Annotated in this window: 13 protein-coding genes; 8 read left to right on the forward strand and 5 right to left on the reverse strand. The window is 72.2% G+C overall.

The window, feature by feature from the left end; genetic code table 11:
* The first annotated feature begins 81 nt into the window (after window positions 1-81).
* The 4 genes from ACIGWZ_RS05450 to ACIGWZ_RS05465 all read left to right on the forward strand — a co-directional run bounded on the left by ACIGWZ_RS05450 (window position 82) and on the right by ACIGWZ_RS05465 (window position 3,822).
* Entirely contained in the window at window positions 82-1,038 is a 957-nt protein-coding gene (locus tag ACIGWZ_RS05450) for an ACP S-malonyltransferase (protein ID WP_400061092.1), read from the forward strand.
* 14 nt (window positions 1,039-1,052) lie between these two features.
* Window positions 1,053-2,099, forward strand: a complete 1,047-nt coding sequence (locus tag ACIGWZ_RS05455; protein WP_400061094.1) for a ketoacyl-ACP synthase III — start codon at window positions 1,053-1,055, stop codon at window positions 2,097-2,099.
* 131 nt (window positions 2,100-2,230) lie between these two features.
* Window positions 2,231-2,479, forward strand: coding sequence for an acyl carrier protein (locus ACIGWZ_RS05460; protein WP_400061095.1), 249 nt, complete (start codon window positions 2,231-2,233; stop codon window positions 2,477-2,479).
* A gap of 77 nt (window positions 2,480-2,556) precedes the next feature.
* Window positions 2,557-3,822, forward strand: coding sequence for a beta-ketoacyl-[acyl-carrier-protein] synthase family protein (locus ACIGWZ_RS05465; protein WP_400061097.1), 1,266 nt, complete (start codon window positions 2,557-2,559; stop codon window positions 3,820-3,822).
* A gap of 76 nt (window positions 3,823-3,898) precedes the next feature.
* Here ACIGWZ_RS05465 and ACIGWZ_RS05470 read toward each other — a convergent pair whose 3' ends face one another.
* Window positions 3,899-4,774, reverse strand: coding sequence for an NAD(P)-dependent oxidoreductase (locus ACIGWZ_RS05470; protein WP_400061100.1), 876 nt, complete (start codon window positions 4,772-4,774; stop codon window positions 3,899-3,901).
* 111 nt (window positions 4,775-4,885) lie between these two features.
* Complete coding sequence (locus tag ACIGWZ_RS05475; protein WP_400061102.1) at window positions 4,886-5,380, reverse strand: DUF3145 domain-containing protein; 495 nt, start codon at window positions 5,378-5,380, stop codon at window positions 4,886-4,888.
* Between the two features lie 322 nt (window positions 5,381-5,702).
* Here ACIGWZ_RS05475 and ACIGWZ_RS05480 point away from each other — a divergent pair, with 322 nt between their 5' ends.
* Window positions 5,703-6,620, forward strand: coding sequence for an SGNH/GDSL hydrolase family protein (locus ACIGWZ_RS05480; RefSeq protein WP_400061104.1), 918 nt, complete (start codon window positions 5,703-5,705; stop codon window positions 6,618-6,620).
* Between the two features lie 157 nt (window positions 6,621-6,777).
* Entirely contained in the window at window positions 6,778-7,482 is a 705-nt protein-coding gene (locus tag ACIGWZ_RS05485; RefSeq protein ID WP_400061106.1) for a DUF4097 family beta strand repeat-containing protein, read from the forward strand.
* A 104-nt stretch (window positions 7,483-7,586) separates the two neighbouring features.
* Here ACIGWZ_RS05485 and ACIGWZ_RS05490 read toward each other — a convergent pair whose 3' ends face one another.
* Window positions 7,587-8,468, reverse strand: a complete 882-nt coding sequence (locus ACIGWZ_RS05490) for an NAD(P)-dependent oxidoreductase (RefSeq protein ID WP_400061108.1) — start codon at window positions 8,466-8,468, stop codon at window positions 7,587-7,589.
* Between the two features lie 155 nt (window positions 8,469-8,623).
* On the opposite strand from ACIGWZ_RS05490, the gene ACIGWZ_RS05495 reads away from it, so the two are divergent.
* Window positions 8,624-9,658: a GlxA family transcriptional regulator gene (locus tag ACIGWZ_RS05495; protein ID WP_400061110.1), complete on the forward strand. Its 1,035-nt coding sequence runs from the start codon at window positions 8,624-8,626 to the stop codon at window positions 9,656-9,658.
* 158 nt (window positions 9,659-9,816) lie between these two features.
* Here ACIGWZ_RS05495 and ACIGWZ_RS05500 read toward each other — a convergent pair whose 3' ends face one another.
* On the reverse strand, window positions 9,817-11,145 hold the full coding sequence (locus ACIGWZ_RS05500) for a benzoate/H(+) symporter BenE family transporter (RefSeq protein ID WP_400061112.1): 1,329 nt from the start codon (window positions 11,143-11,145) through the stop codon (window positions 9,817-9,819).
* 102 nt (window positions 11,146-11,247) lie between these two features.
* Between ACIGWZ_RS05500 and ACIGWZ_RS05505 the strand changes: the two genes are divergently transcribed.
* The gene (locus tag ACIGWZ_RS05505) at window positions 11,248-12,618 is read left to right on the forward strand and encodes a nitrilase-related carbon-nitrogen hydrolase (RefSeq protein WP_400061114.1); all 1,371 of its coding nucleotides are present in this window, start codon (window positions 11,248-11,250) and stop codon (window positions 12,616-12,618) included.
* A 296-nt stretch (window positions 12,619-12,914) separates the two neighbouring features.
* Here the strand turns inward: ACIGWZ_RS05505 and ACIGWZ_RS05510 are convergent, their stop codons facing one another.
* A complete protein-coding gene (locus ACIGWZ_RS05510) occupies window positions 12,915-13,826 on the reverse strand; it encodes a ribokinase (RefSeq protein ID WP_400061997.1) in 912 nt (303 codons plus the stop codon).
* Window positions 13,827-13,848 lie beyond the last annotated feature (22 nt).

Here is a 13,848-nt window from a genome sequence, read left to right on the forward strand (position 1 = left end):
CCGACACCAACAATTCCCCCGATGGTTCTTCGTCCCTGTCCCCACGGGCGGGCGGGACCTCCCGCAAGAGAGAGTGTGAGGGTGCTCGTACTCGTCGCTCCCGGCCAAGGCGCTCAGACGCCCGGCTTCCTGACCCCCTGGCTCGACCTCCCCGGTGTCGAAGACCGGCTCCGTGAGTGGTCGGCCGCCATCGATCTGGACCTGGTCCACTACGGCACAAAGGCCGACGCGGAGGAGATCCGCGACACCGCGGTGGCGCAGCCGCTGCTGGTGGCCTCCGCTCTGCTCTCCGCCCGTCAGCTGTTCGCGACCGGCGAGGACGTCTCCCGCCTGGTCGGCGCCGCCGCCGGACACAGCGTCGGTGAGCTGGCCGCTGCCGCGCTGACCGGCGCGCTGTCCGACGAGGCGGCGATGACGCTGGTGCGCCGGCGCGGGCTGGCCATGGCCGAGGCCGCCGCCACCACCGAGACGGGCATGGCGGCCCTGCTGGGCGGCGACGAGGCCGTCGTCCTGCCCCATCTGGAGCAGCTGGGGCTGACGCCGGCGAATGTGAACGGCGCCGGTCAGATCGTTGCCGCGGGCACCGTCGAGCAGATCGCCGCGCTGACGGAGAACAAGCCGGAGGGCACCCGCCGGGTCGTGCCCCTGAAGGTGGCCGGTGCGTTCCATACTCACCACATGTCGCCCGCCGTGTCGGTCCTGGAGGCCGCGGTCACCGAGCTGCCGGTCGCCGATCCGCACACCGCCTACGTCTCCAACAGGGACGGTCAGGTGGTCACTTCCGGCCAGGAGCTGCTGCAGCGGCTGGTGGGCCAGGTGGCCAACCCGGTGCGCTGGGACCGGTGCATGGAGACGTTCAAGGAGCTCGGCGTGACCGCGCTCATCGAGGCGGCTCCCGGCGGCACGCTGGTCGGCCTGGCCAAGCGCGCGCTCCCCGGTGTGCAGACCCTCGCGCTCAAGACCCCGGAGGACCTCGACGCGGCCCGCACGCTGATCGCCGAGCACTCTTCTCCCACAGCCGACCTCTCGGCCGAATAAGGAGACCGAAGAGCATGACCTCGAAGATCAATCCGGCCAAGGGCGCCCCGTACGCACGGATCATGGGCGTCGGCGGCTACCGTCCGACCCGTGTCGTGCCGAACGACGAGATCCTCAAGCACATCGACTCGTCGGACGAGTGGATCCGTTCGCGCTCGGGCATCGCCACCCGCCACTGGGCGGGCCCGGACGAGACCGTCGCGATGATGTCGGTGGAGGCCGCCGGCAAGGCGATCGCCGACGCGGGTCTGACGCCGGAGCAGATCGGTGCCGTCATCGTCTCGACCGTCTCGCACTTCAAGCAGACCCCGGCGATCGCGACGGAGATCGCGCACCGCATCGGCGCGGGCAAGCCGGCCGCCTTCGACATCTCGGCGGGCTGTGCGGGCTTCGGCTACGGACTGACCCTGGCCAAGGGCATGGTGACCGACGGCTCCGCGGAGTACGTCCTGGTCATCGGCGTCGAGCGGCTCTCGGACCTGACCGATCTGGAGGACCGTGCGACGGCCTTCCTCTTCGGTGACGGTGCGGGCGCGGTGATCGTCGGCCCCGCCAAGGAGCCCGCGATCGGCCCGACCGTGTGGGGTTCGGAGGGCGACAAGTCCGAGACCATCAAGCAGACCCTCGCCTGGGACGTGTACCGGACCACTCCGGTGCCGGGCGGCGACGGGCCGGAGGAGCGCACCGCTCCCGAGGCAATCCGGTACCCCGCCATCACGCAGGAGGGCCAAGCGGTCTTCCGGTGGGCGGTGTTCGAGATGGCGAAGGTCGCCCAGCAGGCGCTGGACGCGGCCGGAGTCAGCCCGGACGACCTGGACGTCTTCATTCCGCACCAGGCCAATATGCGGATCATCGACTCGATGGTGAAGACTCTGAAGCTGCCGGAGAGCGTGACGGTCGCCCGCGATGTGGAGACCACCGGCAACACCTCGGCCGCCTCGATTCCGCTCGCCATGGAGCGGCTGCTGGCGACCGGTCAGGCCAAGAGCGGCGACACCGCGCTGGTCATCGGCTTCGGGGCGGGTCTCGTCTACGCCGCGACGGTCGTTACTCTCCCCTAGGCAAGAACTGCGCAGCACCCCACGAGTCCGTCGGTATCGGTCGCGTACGGGCGTTGCACAGCGCTTCACCGCTTCACCGTAAATACCGCAGTAAAAACGCACATTCCCCTATGACCCGAAGGAGCGCCATCATGGCCGCCACTCAGGAAGAGATCGTCGCCGGTCTCGCCGAGATCGTGAACGAGATCGCCGGGATCCCCACCGAGGACGTCAAGGTGGACAAGTCCTTCACCGACGACCTGGACGTCGACTCGCTGTCGATGGTCGAGGTCGTTGTCGCCGCCGAAGAGCGCTTCGACGTGAAGATCCCCGACGACGACGTCAAGAACCTCAAGACCGTCGGCGACGCGACGAACTACATCCTCAAGCACCAGAGCTGATCCAGCTCCCGCGCATGTCGCCACCTGGCGGTGGCGCCGTCGATTCAGACCCCTCTACCCGTGGAGTAAGAATTCCCGTGAACGCGACCAATCGCACCGTGGTCGTCACCGGTATCGGCGCAACCACACCGCTGGGTGGCGACAGCGCTTCGACCTGGGAGGCCATGCTCGCCGGCCGCTCCGGTGTGCGCGTCCTCGAGCAGGACTGGGCCGCCGACCTGCCGGTCCGTATCGCCGCATCGGCCGCCGTCGACCCGGGCGAGGTCATCCCCCGGGCGCAGGCCCGCAAGCTGGACCGCTCGGCGCAGCTCGCGCTGATCGCGGCCCGCGAGGCCTGGGCGGACGCCGGTTTCACCGCGAAGGCCGGTGAGGACACCTCGGTCGACCCCGACCGGCTCGGCACCGTCATCGCCTCCGGTATCGGCGGTGTGACCACCCTGCTCGGCCAGTACGACGTGCTCAAGGAGAAGGGCGTCCGCCGCGTCTCCCCGCACACCGTGCCGATGCTGATGCCCAACAGCCCGTCCGCCAACGTCGGTCTGGACGTGAACGCCCGCGCGGGTGTGCACACCCCGGTCAGCGCCTGTGCGTCCGGCTCCGAGGCGATCGGCTACGCCATCGAGATGATCCGTACGGGCCGTGCCGACATCGTCGTCGCGGGCGGCACGGAGGCGGCGATCCACCCGCTGCCGATCGTCGCGTTCGGCAACATGATGGCGATGTCGAAGTCCAACGACGACCCGCAGGGCGCCTCCCGCCCCTATGACGCCGCGCGCAACGGCTTCGTCATGGGCGAGGGTGCCGGTGTGATCGTCCTGGAGTCGGCCGAGCACGCCGCCAAGCGCGGCGCCAAGGTCTACGCCGAGGCCGTCGGCCAGGGCATCTCCGCCGACAGCCACGACATCGTGCAGCCCGAGCCGTCCGGCAACGGCATCGCGCACGCGCTGCAGAACCTCATCGACTCCAACGACCTCGACCCGGCCGAGATCGTGCACATCAACGCGCACGCCACCTCGACCCCGCAGGGCGACCTGGCCGAGCTGAAGGCGCTGCGCAAGGTCTTCGGTGACGACTTCGACCACATGGCCATCTCGGCCACGAAGTCGATGACCGGTCACCTCCTGGGCGGCGCGGGCGGTGTCGAGACGGTTGCCTCGATCCTGGCGCTGTACCACCGGGTGGCGCCGCCGACGATCAACGTCGAGAACCTCGACCCCGACGCGGACGGCGACATCGTGCAGAACGAGGCCCGCAAGCTGCCGGCCGAGGGCCGGATCGCCGCGCTGAACGACTCGTTCGGCTTCGGCGGCCACAACGTGGTGCTCGCCTTCCGCTCGGTCTGAGCAGGCACTCGGCCACGCGAAGGGCCCGCCCGGTGGAGACACCGGGTGGGCCCTTCGCCGTGCCGCCGCGACGGGCTCAGCCGTCGAAGCTCGCGAAGTACGCGGCCGCGCCGTCCTCTTCGCCGTGGCCCAGCTCCTGCGCCCGCCGGAACCGCTCGGCGACCGCCGCGGCCATGTCCATCCGTACCCCCGCCGCCTCGGCCGCCTCCGCGATCAGCCGGGCGTCCTTGCGCGCCGCGGAGACCGTGAAGCTCGCCGGGTAGTCGTCGGCCAGGATCAGTTCCGCCTTCATCCGCAGATACGGCGTGTCCAGCGGCCCGCCGGCGACCGCGGCCAGGAAGTCGCGCGGGTCCACGTCGAGCCCCTTGGCCAGCGCGAGCGCTTCGCCCGCGCCGCCGATCAGGGTCAGCACCCAGCTGTTGACCACGATCTTGAGGCGGCTGGCGGCGCCGCTCGTGGCGTCGTCGCCGACCCACTGGGTGCCGCGCCCGACGATGCCGAAGATTTCTCCGGCCCGCTCCCGTACGTCCTGCGGTCCGGCCGCCAGGATCGTCAACTCGCCCTTCTCGGCGGGCGCTTTGGTGCCCAGGACGGGGGCGTCCACCAGGAGCAGACGGTGTTCCCGGGCGAAGCCGGCCAGTGACGCGAAGGCTTCGGTGCCCACGGTGCCCATCTGGAGCCAGAGGCCGCCGGCCGTCAGCTTCGGGGCGGCCTGGCGCAGCGCGTCGAGGACGGCGGGGCCGTCGAGGAGCATCGTGAGGATCACCTCGGCGCCGTCGACCGCCTGTGCCGGGGTGTCGGTGACGCGGACGCCGTCGGCGGCCAGGGGCTCGGCCCGGGCGCGGGTGCGGTTCCAGGCGCGGACGTCCAGCCCGGCGCGGGCGAGGTTGCGGGCCATGGCGGTGCCCATGATTCCGGTGCCGAGCACCGCTACTGAGGTCTTGTCAGGCATGCCGGGAACGCTACGGGCTGGAGTGCGCTCCAGGGCAACACAGCGGCCCCGGCGGTTCGGCGGGCGCGCTTCGGACGGCCCGGTGGAGGCGGCGGAGCGGCGCCTGACTCCTCATACGACCTGATGCAGCCAGCGCACCGGGGCGCCCTCGCCCGCGTACCGGAACGGCTCCAGCTCGTCGTCCCAGGGCTTGCCGAGCAGCTTGGAGACCTCGGCGGCGAGCTCGGTCTCCCCGCGCGCGGAGCGGGCGACCGCGGCGCGCAGCCGGTCCTCGGGGATGAGGATGTCGCCGTGGATTCCCGTGACGGCGTGGAAGATGCCCAGGTCGGGGGTGGAGCTGTAGCGCTCGCCCTCGGCGGTGGGACAGGGTTCGGCGGTCACCTCGAAGCGCAGCAGATGCCAGCCGCGCAGCGCGGAGGCCAGCTTGGAGGCCGTACCGGCTTCGCCCTGCCAGGAGAACTCGGCTCTCCACGTGCCCGGGGACGCCGGCTGGCGGATCCAGTCGAGATTGACGCGCACGCCGAGGACGCCCGCCACGGCCCATTCGACATGCGGGCACAGCGCGCGCGGAGCGGAGTGGACGTACAGAACTCCACGTGTCGTCACCGGGACCTCCAGTGCGGTTCGAGGTTCGCCTTCCCCAGCGGCCTCGTGCCCGTTCCGGTTGCGGCCGGGACAGCTGACATTCTGCCCCAGTGATCACTTCGGCACCAGCATGCGAGGTGACCTACAGTAAACACCATTAGCCGTAATTTGCCGCAAATGGGACAGGAAATGACGTGATGTAATTTATCTGTGCCGACTGCACATGCCACTTTGCGTCACCGCCCGGCAGGCACGGGGCAAAGCTATCGCGCGGTGCCGGTCAGGGAGTGACGTACCGTCGGTACCCGAAGAGATATCACTCGCACGCCGGAGGGGACAGGGGATGACGCAGATCGATCGGCCCTTTCGCTGTCGGCGTCACCGCTCCCCCGGACCCGCTTCCCGCGCCGCGGCCGTCGCCTCCGCCCTGGTGATCGGGCTCGCCGGATGCAGCGAAGGCTCCGGCGCACCGCACCACGGCCCCGGCACCAAACGCCCGGCCGCGAAGGCGGGACCCGTCTGGCGCACCGCCCCCGGGTCCATCGCGGCGCTCGGCGACTCCATCACCGTCGGCTTCGACGCCTGTACGGTCCTCTCCGACTGCCCCGAGGTCTCCTGGGCCACCGGCACCGACCCCAAGGTCGACAGCCTCGCCCGGCGGCTGGTGAAGAACCCCGCCAAGCACAGCTGGAACTACGCCAGGACCGGCGCCCTGATGAGCGAGCTGCCCGACCAGATCGCGGCGGCCGCCGTCCACAAGCCCGAGCTGGTCACGGTCCTGATCGGCGCCAACGACGCATGCCGCAGCGACGTACGGGCGATGACCCCGGCCAAGGCCTTCCGCGCCGGTTTCGAGCGGTCGATGGAGAAGCTGCGGCGCGCCCTGCCGCGCACCCAGGTGTATGTCGCCGCGGTGCCGGATCTGCTGCGGCTGTGGTCGGAGGGGCGCAAGAACCCGCTCGGCAAGCAGGTGTGGAAGCTGGGGATCTGCGGATCCATGCTGCGCAACCCCGACGATCTGACCTGGTCGGCGGAGCGGCGGCGCGAGAAGGTGCGGCACCGGGTGATGGCTTACAACCAGGCGCTGGCACAGGTGTGCCGCAAGGACGCGCTGTGCCGGTTCGACGCGTCGGTCTTCGACTACCGCTTCACGGGCCGTCAGCTCAGCACCTGGGACTGGTTCCACCCGGGCATGCGCGGGCAGCGGGAGCTGGCGGAGCTGGCGTTCCGCACCATCACGCGGGCGGACTCGCGTACGTGAGGGGCGCCCGCCCCTGAGGCACGCCCCGGACTCCCGGGCCGAAATCCCTTAGGGGCGCGGCGATATTGATTCATCCCCAATGGTGACGCCCGCGGGCGGGCGGGGCAGGAGCATGGGTCGTGAAAGGTTCCATTACTGCCCCGGGGGAATTCTCGTCATGGCTCAGCTCCGCTCTTTTCATCTGGTCCTGTTCGGCGCCGTGCTGGTCGTGGGCGGATCGCTGACCGGCTGCTCGCTGGCCGCGGAGAAGAATGCGCAGCGTACGTACACGGTGGACGGGAAGGTCACCGCGGTGTCCGCGACCACGCACGGCGGGAACATCGAGATCGTGCCGATAGCGGCCGGCGGAACGGTCAAGGTGACCGAGAAGTACACGTACAACGAGGAGAAGCCGAGCCCCGCGCATGCGTTCAAGGACGGCCGGCTCACGCTGAAGGCCGAGGAGTGCACGGGCTCCGGCCGGCAGTGCGCGGTGTCCTACCGGGTTCTCCTTCCGCGTAACGCCTCGGTCGATCTGCACACCAGCGGCGGGAACATCACGGTACGCGGTACCTCCGGCGCCATCTCCGCACAGACCAGCGGCGGGAACATCACCGTCGCGGACTCCACCGCACGCCGGGCGAAGGTGAAGACCAGCGGCGGGGACCTGGATCTCGCCCTGGCCAGCGAGCCCGACGAGGTGTCGGCGCAGACCAGCGGCGGTGACGTCACCATCCGCGTGCCGAAGGGTTCGTACGCGGTGGACGCCTCGACCAGCGGCGGTACGCGCACGGTCTCGGTCCCGACGGACAAGGGCTCCGCGCACAAGATATCGGCGAGGACGAGCGGCGGCGACGTGTCGGTGGAGTACGCGAAGCCCTGAGGCGCCCGTCCTTCTGCGGTGAGCCCCGCGGTCGGTCGACGGCCGGCGGCGCCACCCGGGACCGCGTCCTTCTTCAGGACCCCTGGTGGCGCCGTTCCCGGCATCTACAGGGACCGCGGGCCCCGCAGGACCTCGATCACACTCGCGTAGCTGTCGCGGCCGTGGCCTGCCTTCGCGGCGCGTTCCATCGCGGACTTGAGGAGGTCCGGCAGGGCGTTGTCGATGCCGCGGGCCGCCGCGGCGTGACGGAGGTGGTCGATCGCGGCGATCTGCACCTCGACCGTGGCGTCATCGCCCGGATAGCGGCCGGCGTCCACTTGGGGTGCGTAGGCGGCGAAGAATCCGCCCACGGCCGTGAGCCAGCGGACCGCGACCCGGGTGAAGTCCGTCGCGGTGGCGTGCTCGGCGGTCACCAGCGCGGTGCCGTGCAGCCAGCCGGTCAGCGCGGACCACATCAGGCCGAGCAGGCCCGCGTCGTAGAGGGCGGCCAGGCCCGGGTCGGTGCCCAGGTGCAGGGGGTCGCCGAGGGCGGCCAGCGCCGGGCGGTGGTCGGCGAGGACGTCCGGCGAGCCGCTGTAGAGGAACATCATCTCGGGGCTGCCGACGCCCGGCGGGGTGGTCATGATCGCACCGTCCAGGTAGTCGGCGCCGTGCCCGGCCGCCCACTCGGCGGCCCGCTGCGCCTGCTCGGGCGTACCGGAGGTGAGGTTGACCAGTGTGGTGCCCGCGAGTGCGGCGGCCACCGGGTCCAGGATCGTGTGCACGGCCTCGTAGTCCAGTACGCAGACGATGACGAGCGAGCCGGCCCCCAGCGCCTCGGCGGGTGTTGCGGCGAGCCGCGCGCCGCGTGCGGTGAGCGGTGCGGCCTTCTCGGGCGAGCGGTTCCACACGGTCGTCGGGTGGCCCCGGTCGAGCAGCGCGGCGGCCAGCGCCGAGCCCATCGAGCCCAGTCCGATGACGGTCACGGCCTCGCGTTCGGATGGCATGCAGAACTCCTTGTACGGTCCGCTGAGTTGCGGTCGAGGTGGGTTGCGGTTGATCGGGCAGGAACCACCTTCGCCGCGCCCGCCGCGCCGGGACAGTGACCGCAGTGCCCGGTACCGCCAAATTCGTGCCACGGGGCCTGCTCTACTCTCGGCGCATGAACGCCGGATCCGTCGCAGTGGTCGTGCCCGAGGACATCGGCGTGCCGTCCTGGGACCTGTACGAACTGAGCATCCCGTGCACGGTGTTCGGCAAGCCGCAGTCCGATCTTGCCGACCCCTGGTACGAGCTGCGGCTGTGCCGGAGCGGGACGGGGGACGGCCGGCAGGAGGCGGAAGCCGACGGGTTCGGGCTCGCGGTGCGGACGCGCTACGGGCTCGATGATCTGGCCGACGCCGACACCGTCATCGTCACCTCGGTACCGGACGCCTGCGTCGAGGACGGCCGGCCGGTGCCGCCGGAGCTGGCGAAGGCGCTGCGCCGGGCCCATGAGGCGGGTGCCCGGATGGTGTCGCTGTGCACGGGCGCGTTCGCGCTGGCCGAGGCCGGGCTGCTGGACGGCCGCCGGGCCACCGCGCACTGGCTGCACACCGCCCAGCTCGCCGCGCGCTACCCGAAGGTGCGGGTGGACGACTCGGTGCTCTATGTGGACGACGGCGATGTGCTCACCAGCGCCGGGCTGACCGCCGGACTGGACCTGTGTCTGCATCTGGTCCGCCGCGACCTCGGCGCGCAGGTCGCCAATCAGCTGGCCCGCCGGATGGTGGTGCCCGCACACCGGCCGGGCGGCCAGGCCCAGTTCATCGATGTCGCGGTACCTGCCTCGGACGACGGCGGGCTGGGTCCCGTACTCGCCTGGGCACTCGACCGGCTCGACCGGCCGCTGACGGTCCAGGATCTGGCCCGGCGGGCGGCGATGAGCCCGCGGACCTTCTACCGGCGGCTCCGGGAGGCCACCGGCACCACCCCCGTGCAGTGGCTCCTCCACCAGCGCATCGGGCGGGCGCAGGCCCTGCTGGAGTCCACCGGCCTGCCCCTCGAGCAGATCGGCGAACTGTGCGGACTGGGCACGGCCAACAATGTCCGCCACCACTTCCGCAAGCAGGTCGGGGTGTCGCCGGCCGCGTACCGCCGGGCGTTTCCCGGACCGCGGACGGGTGCCGCGGACGGAACGGGGGCCGGGGTCGGCTGAGGGGGCGGGGCCGCTGAGCGGCCGGGCTCGGGTGAGGGGGCGGGCCGCGCCGAGTGGTCAGGGCCGGCTGAGGCTGAGCGGTCGGACCCGATGGGCGGTCAGGCCCGGCCGAGCGGTCAGCCCCGGCCGGGCCATCGGACCCGGCCGGGCGGTTGCTGTCAGGGGTTGTCGGACGTTTTCTTGCGCCATGCCTGCAGGATGAGATGCGCGGCGACGCCGAAGACCAGCCCCCAGAAGGCCGAGCCGATGCCGAAGAGGGTGACTCCGGAGGCGGTGGCCAGGAACGTGATCAGGGCGGCCTCGCGGTCCTTCTCGTCCTTCACCGCGCCCGTCAGCCCGCCGGCCAGCGCACCGAACAGGGCGACGCCGGCCAGCGCGGCGACCAGTTCCTTGGGCAGGCCCGCGAAGAGGGCGACGAGGGTCGATCCGAAGGCGCCGATGAGGAGGTAGAACGCTCCGGAGGCGACTCCCGCGACATAGCGGCGGCCCGGGTCGCGATGGGCTTCGGGACCGGTGCAGATGGCTGCGGTGATGGCCGCGAGGTTGATCGCGTGGGAGCCGAAGGGGGCGAGTGCGGTGGAGACCAGGCCGGTCGAGCCGATCAGCAGACGGTCCTTGGGGCGGTAGCCGGACGCGGTGAGGACGGCGATGCCGGGGGCGTTCTGGGAGGCGAGGGTGGCCAGGGTGAGCGGGACCGCGATGCCGATGAGGGAGGCCACGGAGAAGGCCGGGGTGGTGAACTGCGGGCGGGCCAGCTCGATGTGGTCCAGGTGGACATGGAGGCGCGCGGTGGCGGCGGCGGAGGCCACGCCCGCGACGAGGGCGAGAAGTACGGCGTAGCGGGGCAGCCACCGCTTGCCCAGGAGGTACGCCAGCAGAACGGCCCCGGCGATCAGCGGTGCGGTCCGGAGCGAGGTGAACACGCCCGTACCGAACGAGAAGAGGATGCCCGCGAGCATGGCGGAGACCACCGCCGGGGGTATCTGGCGCATCAGCCACCCGAAGACTCCGGTCAGCCCGACCAGCGTGATCACCACGCCGGTGACGAGGAACGCCCCGACGGCCTCCGGATAGGAGTACGCCCCCAGGCTGGTGACGAGGAGGGCGGCGCCCGGTGTCGACCAGGCGGTGATCACCGGCATCCGGGTCCGCAGGCTGAGGGCCAGGCAGGTCAGGCCGCTGCCGAGGGAGATCGCCCAGATCCAGGAGGTGGTCCGGGCCGCGTCCAGGTGCCCGGCCGACGCGGCGGCGAGCACGATGACCAGCGGGCCGGAGTAGGAGACGACGACGGCGACGAAGCCGGCCAGCACGGCGGAGAGGGAGAGGTCACGCCAGAGGCGGGGGTGAGGGGCGGCGGAGGCGGCGGTCTCTGCCTGCGCGCCAACGGGGTTGTCGGCGCGGGCGGTTGCGCCGGGGTCGGGGCCTGTGCCGGAGCCGGTCCCGGCGTCGGATCCGGTGTCGGTGTCGGTCTCGGTGTCGGAGCTCAACGGATTTCCCCCGTACGGGTGATCGACTTGTGGTCGGCTCCAGTATCTGGATCTGCGCCGCTTCGGGGCGGTCATCCGGTGAATCAGGGGCATCATGGCCGAATGATCATTGCTGCCGCACAGTTCGCGCCCGTACCGGGCGACATCGATGCCAACGCCGCGCGGATGGCCACGCTCATCACCGAGGCCGCCGGGCGCGGCGCCGGGCTGGTGGTCTTCGCCGAACTGGCGCTGACGCACTACGACCTGGCGGCGATAGCCGGCGATCCCGAGGCGATGTCGGTCACGCACGACGACGCCCGGCTGGCGCCCGTACGAGAGGCCTGCCGGGCGTCGGGGGTGGCGGCCGTGGTGAACGCGCCGGGGCGGGGGGCCGACGGATCCCCGCCCACCATCGCCTCGTTCGTCTACGGGCCCGACGGTGCGCTGCTCACCCGCTACGACAAGCGGCATCTGTTCGAGGCGGAGAACGAGGTCTTCGCGCCGGGCACGGCGGACGGGCGCTTCCGGCTGGGCGGGGTGCGCTTCGCGCTGGCCACCTGCAACGACAACAACTTCCCCGAGGTGGCGGAGCGGGCCGCGGCGGACAACTGCCGGGTGTATCTGGCCAGTTCGTTCCACGGTACGGCGGAGCGGGTGGCGCGGTATGCGGACCTGGCGCGGGAGACCGGGCTGCAGGTGCTGCTCGCCAACGGGGTGGGGGTCGGCAGCCCCGGTCCGGCGTGCGGGCTCAGCGGTGTCTGGCTGCCCGGTGGGGAGCGGGTGGCGACGGCCTCGTCCGATGGCTCCTCGGAGCTGGTACTGGCCGACGCCCAAGACCGGATCACGTTGATGGCCGACCCGGAGATCGCCGCGATTCCGGTCAGGGAGTGCGGTGAGGCCCTGGTGGACGTGCGGACCGCGGCGCCCGCGCTCCTGGTGGCCGACGCACGGCACGACGAGCGGGGCGCCTTCGCCCTGCTGCGCGAGGGCCTGGTGCGGCGGCTGCTGGCGGCGCAGGAGGCCCTGCCGGACGGTCTGCGGCTGGAGATCGTCGAGGGCTACCGGCCGCCGGGGCTCCAGCGCCGCTATTTCGAGGAGTACGCGGAGGAGCTGCGCGCCGTCCACCCCGACTGGGACGCGGCGCGCATTCACCAGGCCGCCAGCCGGTACGTGTCCCCGCCGGAGATCGCGCCGCACAGCGCGGGCGGCGCGGTGGATCTGACGCTCGTCACGACGGACGGGGGGTATGTCGACATGGGGACTCCGATCAACGCCTCCCCGGAGGAGAGCGGCGGCGCGTGCTACACCGCCGCCCCGGACCTGCCGCCCGCCGCCCGCGCCAACCGGCGGCTGCTGAGCGCCGCGCTGTCCGGCGCGGGTCTGGTCAACTACCCGACCGAGTGGTGGCACTGGTCCTACGGCGACCGCTACTGGGCGCTGACGACCGGCGCGGAGCACGCCCCGTACGGCCCCAGGGAGCCGGGCCGGTGACGGAACCGGCGGCGGCCACCGGGTGAACCGGGCGGCCGCCCTCGCTGCCGGTGCCCCGTGCGGAGGGCCGATCCCCCGCACGGGGCGGCCGGCCGCACGGGGAGTCCGGCGGGTGCCCGTGCCCGCCCTACCGGAAGGCGGCGACATGGCGCCGGCCCCAGTCGGCGAAGGTGCGCGGCGCGCGGCCGAGGGCCCGCTCGCCGCCAACCTCGGCGAGGTCGAGCGGGCCCGGGTCGACTACGACCGCGATCCGGCGCGGTAGCACCCCGGGCCCGGCGTCCTGGGCCCCTGCCGTCTCAGGCCCCGGGGAACGCCGCCAGCTCCGCCTGCGTCGGGTAGGACGGCTGGGCGCCCGGCTTGGTGACCGCCGCGGCGCCGACGCGTACGGCGAAGCGGGCCGCGTCGGCGAGGGCGTCACCGCGGGCCAGGCGGGTGGCGAGGGCGCCGGTGAAGGCGTCGCCGGCACCGGTGGTGTCCACGGCCTCGACCCGTACGCCCGGGACCTCACGCACTCCGGAGGCGTCCAGCACCAGCGCCCCCTCGCCGCCGAGGGTGACGACGACCGAGCGGGCGCCCTTCGCGCGCAGCGCCTGCGCCCACTCCCCCGGCTTGCCGTCGGTGAGCCCCGACAGCTGCCGGGCCTCGTGCTCGTTGACAACCAACGGGTCGGCGACGGCGAGGAGTTCGGGGGCCAGGGCCGCCTCGGGCGCCGGGGAGGGGTTGAGCACGACGCGGGTGCCGGCGTCCTCGGCGGCCGCGGCGGCGGCGCGTACCGACTCCATCGGGATCTCCAGCTGGAGGGAGACCACCGAGGCGGCGGCGATGGCATCCGCCGCCGCGGCCACATCGGCCGGGGTGAGGGCGGCGTTGGCGCCCGGCGAGACGACGATGCTGTTGTCGCCGTCCGGGTCGACGACGATCATCGCGGTGCCGGTGCGGGCCGTCCCGTCCACGATGACCGGTGCCACATCGGTGCCCGCCTCGCGCTGGGCGCTCAGCAGCAGTTCGCCGAACGCATCGCCGCCGACCCGCGCCAGCAGGGCGATGCGCCCACCGAGCCGGGCCGCGGCGGCCGCCTGGTTGGCTCCCTTGCCGCCGGCCGATTCGACCAGGTCCGTGCCGAGCACGGTCTCGCCCGCGCCGGGCCGCCGCTCCACCCGTACCGTCAGATCCGCGTTGGCCGAGCCGACCACCAGGACGTCGTACATGCGCCGCTCTCCCATTTTCCTT

The sequence above is a fragment of the Streptomyces sp. NPDC053427 genome, assembly GCF_044544985.1.
Taxonomy (GTDB): Bacteria; Actinomycetota; Actinomycetes; order Streptomycetales; family Streptomycetaceae; genus Streptomyces.